This window comes from Roseateles sp. P5_B10 (genome assembly GCF_056400485.1).
Genome location: NZ_JBFULE010000472.1, coordinates 1 through 4,164 on the forward strand (window position 1 = coordinate 1; position 4,164 = coordinate 4,164).

Here is a 4,164-nt window from a genome sequence, read left to right on the forward strand (position 1 = left end):
GGCACGGGAGCGTCCTTGCCTTTGGGCTCGCTGCCCTTGACGGGCGCCTGCGCCTTGGGGCCTTTCGGCGCCTCCTTTGGCGCCTCCTTCTGCAGCCGCTCGATCAGCCGCTCCAGCGGCGCCAGCGCTTGCACCAGCGGCTCGGCGTGCGAGCGGGCCAACTGGCTGTCGGTGCGCACCTTGAAGGTGATGTCCAGGGCGCGCTTGGCGCCGTCGCGAACCTTGACGAGGTCTTCCAGAGCGTCGGTGTGCTGGCAGCCCTGCACTTCCTTCAGGTGCATGTCCAGCAGCGCGACCGCATCCTTCTCCTCGGTCATCCCGTCCTTGGTCGAGCCGATGGCTTCGAGCACTTCGCGGAGATTGGTCTTTCCCATGACTGAGTTCCTGTGATCCGTTGGATGGAGGCGTTCAGGCCGTGATGGCCGTGCGCAGCTGGCTCAGGGCACCCAGCAGCGGCGTGCGGATGTCTTCGGCCAGCTCGCACACATCGGCGACGACGTCGTCGTCGGCCAGCCACCGCTGCAGCTCGTTGACCTGCTGCAGCGTGGCCGGCTCGGCCGTCAGGTTCTTGATCACCGCCTGCAGCTCGATGATGGCCTTGGCGGAGCTGGCATGCTTGGCATTGGCCACCTTGGTGGCGACCGACTTGAGCGAGTTCACTGCGGCCGCGCGGCGGGTCTTCCATTCGTCCATGGCCTGGGCGGCACTCTTGCCAGAGCCTGGGCTGCCGCCGCTGCCCTTCTTCAGCAGCACTTCGATCGCGTCGAGCACCTTCTCCGAGTCGGCGAATTTGCCGGCCTTGGACAGCTGGGTGATGCCGGCCACCAGCTCCTTGAGGCGGGCGGCGTCTGCGCCGGCCAGCCCGGCCTTGATGCCCGCCTGCAGGCCAGCGAAGCGCTTCATGAAGCTGGCCTGCGCGCCGCCAGACGCCTTCTCGGTCGACGCGTCCGCGCCCTGTTCGTCCTCCTGCTCGTCGGCCTCTTCATCCTCGCCGCCGGCAAGCAGGGCCTCGATCTCGTCGAGCTCGGCGTCGGCATCGCCATACTTGTCGGCCTTGGTCAGCTTGGCGATCTCGGCCATCAGCTCCTTGATGCGCGCCGCCGAGGGGCCGCGCAGGCCGGCCTTGATGTCGGCATCCAGCGCGGCCATGCGTTCCACGAACTCCTCGCGGCCGAGGTCGTCCGCGGCATCGGCCGGATCGGCCTTGAGCAGGTGTTCGGGGATGTCCTCGCCTTCGGTCTCCTCGACCTCGCCGGTCGACTTGCGCACCCGCATCTTCAGGTTGAGCTTGAGCAGCTTCTTGAGCCAGAGCTGCACCTTCTTGAGGGTGGTGCCGGCCAGGCGGTCACTGACGAAGGTGAGCGCGTTCTTCTCCCACACCACGACTGCCTTCATGTCCTTCAGGATCTTGAAGGGCGCTTCGCCGGGCATCAGGCCCTTGAGGAGCTTTTCCTGCGCCGGGCCGACCGCATAGGCCAGGGCCAGGCTGGCGCTGGTCTTGCCCAGCACGATCATGAACCGCATCGGCCGTGCGTTGGGCTGGGGCTTGCGCAGCAGGGCGATGGCCGTCAGCAGCTTGCTCTTCAGCAGCTTGGTCTGCTTGGCGATGACGGCGCTGTTCGGGCCGCTGGCGGACTTCTGCGCGGCCAGCTCCTGCGTCTTGGCGTCCAGCGCCTTGCGGGCCGCCGTGACGGCCGTGTCCACGTCGGCACGGTACTCCTTGGCCGCCTTGACGATGGCCGCTGCCGCCGCGAGCGGCTCCTTGGGGAAGGCCTTGTCCTTCTTCGCTTCGCTCTCGAAGCTGGTCGCCGCGGTCTCCACCGCCTGCGCCTGGCTCAGCAGCGCCTTGATCTTGCCCTTCACGGCCGCATCGAGCTCGGCGGCGCGGGCCTTGGCGTCATCGGCGGTCTTGAGCTTGTCGGTGCCGTAGGCATCCCAGTCGAGCGCGAGATGCTGTTTGGTGAGTTCCTTGAGCGCGTCCGGCAACTTGGTGGCCGGGGCTTTCGCTGCCTTGGCCAGCGCGGATTTCTGCTTGTCCCAGTAAGCGACGCCAAGCGTCTGCGGCAGATTGACCTGAGCCATCATTCCCCCTAGTAGGCGGTTGATTGAAAAGAGTGGCCGAGGCTCCCGGCATTGGCGTCATGCCACGCCGGGGAGCTTCGATGAGTGCGTTGCGGCGCGTGTCTGGCGTGCTGACTCCGAGCGTCGGGGTCATCACAGCCCTTGCGATCAACTCAGTGACTTCAACAGCGCTTCCAGTTCCGCATCCACATCGGATTCGCTGTCTGCGGCGGCAGATTCGATCGCCGGGCTGTCGTCGTTCAGGCTCGCGAGCAGCGCATCGAGGTCGTCGCTGTCCGATGCCGCTGGTTCGGGTGCGGGCGCGGCGTCATCCGAATTCAAGCCGGCGAGCAGAGCGTCCAGGTCGCTGCTGTCGTCCGGGCTGTCCGATGCGAGAGCGGTGGTGGTGGTATCGGCCTGGGCCTCGGCATCCGCAGCCGCTTCTTCCGATGCTTCTGGTTCGGCATTGGCGGCGCTCTTGCGCCCTGGCCGCTGGACGGGCTCGGCCAGCTTGCTGCGCACAGCCAGCTCCACGCCCATGCGCGCGCCCGGCTTGGCGGCGCCGGCGGCCGGCGGCGTGAAGACACCCGCCACGGTGTCCGGGCCGGTGAGCTGCACCAGCGGCTCGCCCTTGTGCGCCATCAGCGCCTTGATGCCGTAGCGACCCAGTTCGGTCGCCACCATCGAGGAAATGAAACGCTCGGTGCAGGGCAGGGCCGTGCTGTCGCCGTCGGCATCGACGAAGTGGTGGAAGGGCAGGTCGTTGACGTTGGGCGCGCCGTTCTGGCCGGCCAGCACTGTCAGTGCCAGCAGCGCCGGGTGACCCCACAGCAGCCCGCCCAGGCCGTCGGCCATCGTGAATTCCTCGAAGGCGAAGGATGAGATCGGATCGCTGCGCTTGCCGTAGGGGTGGCGCATCAGGAAGCGCGGGCCGAGCAGGGCCAGGCGCTTGGACTCCGGCAGGCCGCGCAGCGCGGCGAAGGCGTCCACCACCAGCGGGTGCGGCGGCACGCGCGGGTTGCTGAGCTCGTCCACGGCCATCGCGGTGAAGAAGGTCGCACCGGCCGCTGCGGCGACCTTGGCCATGCGGCCCAGCAGCTCGGTGTGCGGCGGCGTGGCCTCGAACTGGTAGAGGCCGGCGACGTAGGTGTAGCCGCCGTCCTTGGCCTCGGCGGGCTTGCTCACCAGCRGGCGGTACAGGCCGCTGTYGSTCAGGTCGTCGYYGGCGCTCAGGTCGGCGGCGAACTCCTCGGCGCTGATGTCGATGAGRTGCACCTGCAGCATCGGYCCGGTCTCCAGGCGGCGAAGCAGGAAGTCCACGCCGCGCCACAGCGACTCGGTGGCCTGGAAGTCGGCCTGGTGCAGCACGGCMCGCATGCCGTCGGCAATCGCGGCGTCCAACGTGTTCAACAGACCCGCCTTCTCGGGCTTGGCCGCCGGCACGACGAAGGGGCCGATGACGTTGCGCAGCAGCGTGTCGATGCCGCCGCCGCTGTCAGGGGCGCTCGCGCGGCCGGTCAGTCGCGCGAAATCGTCCAGTCGGGCGCCGGCCGACGGGCTGGCGCCGCGAGCACGCGCGCCGCGGCCCGCGCGCGAGGCCTTCTGGGTGCTGCCGGCGAACTTGGCGACCTCGGCGGCGGCCTTGTCGAAGCTGGCGGTGTTGTTCAGGCGCTTGCGCAGGTCATTGAGCTTCTTGAACAAATCCAGCTCGCGGAACAGCGTGTCGGGGTGGAAGGAGTCGAGGTCTGCCAGCGGGATTTCGACCGGCGCGCCGTCGGTGCCCACCGGAAGGTTCAGCGTGATGTTCTGCTGGCCCAACCAGTCTTCGAGCGAATCGAATTCGACGGCGCGCGGCTTGCGGCGGGTGAGCTCATCGCCGGTGTCCAGGCGGCCGGCCGCGGCGCCCGCGCCGAAGTCGCCCAGCAGCGCAATGCGGATCGGCCGCTTGGCGGCCCATGCAGGAGCGGGGGCCGAGAGTTGGCCGTAGTTGGGGGTCCAGTCGCTCATGGCGTCCTCAGTCGGGTCTGAAAAGGGCGGCGAAGGCCGCGCCTTGGGGGAGGGCGGGCTGCACGCTCGGGCCGCCACCGGCATGCAGCCACAGGC

3 protein-coding genes are annotated in these 4,164 nt (G+C 68.6%); all 3 read right to left on the reverse strand.

From position 1 onward, the window contains the following. The coding region (locus tag AC1DU6_RS22115) for a hypothetical protein (RefSeq protein ID WP_477859628.1) at positions 1–374 on the reverse strand (374 nt) is incomplete at its 3' end. 34 nt (positions 375–408) lie between these two features. Further along, positions 409–2,082, reverse strand: a complete 1,674-nt coding sequence (locus AC1DU6_RS22120; RefSeq protein WP_477859629.1) for a hypothetical protein — start codon at positions 2,080–2,082, stop codon at positions 409–411. Positions 2,083–2,229: 147 nt separating this feature from the next. Beyond that, the gene (locus AC1DU6_RS22125) at positions 2,230–4,068 is read right to left on the reverse strand and encodes a type VI secretion system contractile sheath domain-containing protein (RefSeq protein ID WP_477859631.1); all 1,839 of its coding nucleotides are present in this window, start codon (positions 4,066–4,068) and stop codon (positions 2,230–2,232) included. Between the last annotated feature and the right edge of the window lie 96 nt (positions 4,069–4,164).

Excerpts from the sequence above, each read along its gene's own strand:
- AC1DU6_RS22120 (WP_477859629.1), bottom strand. The coding sequence starts at position 2,082 with ATGGCTCAGGTCAATCTGCCGCAGACGCTTGGCGTCGCTTACTGGGAC.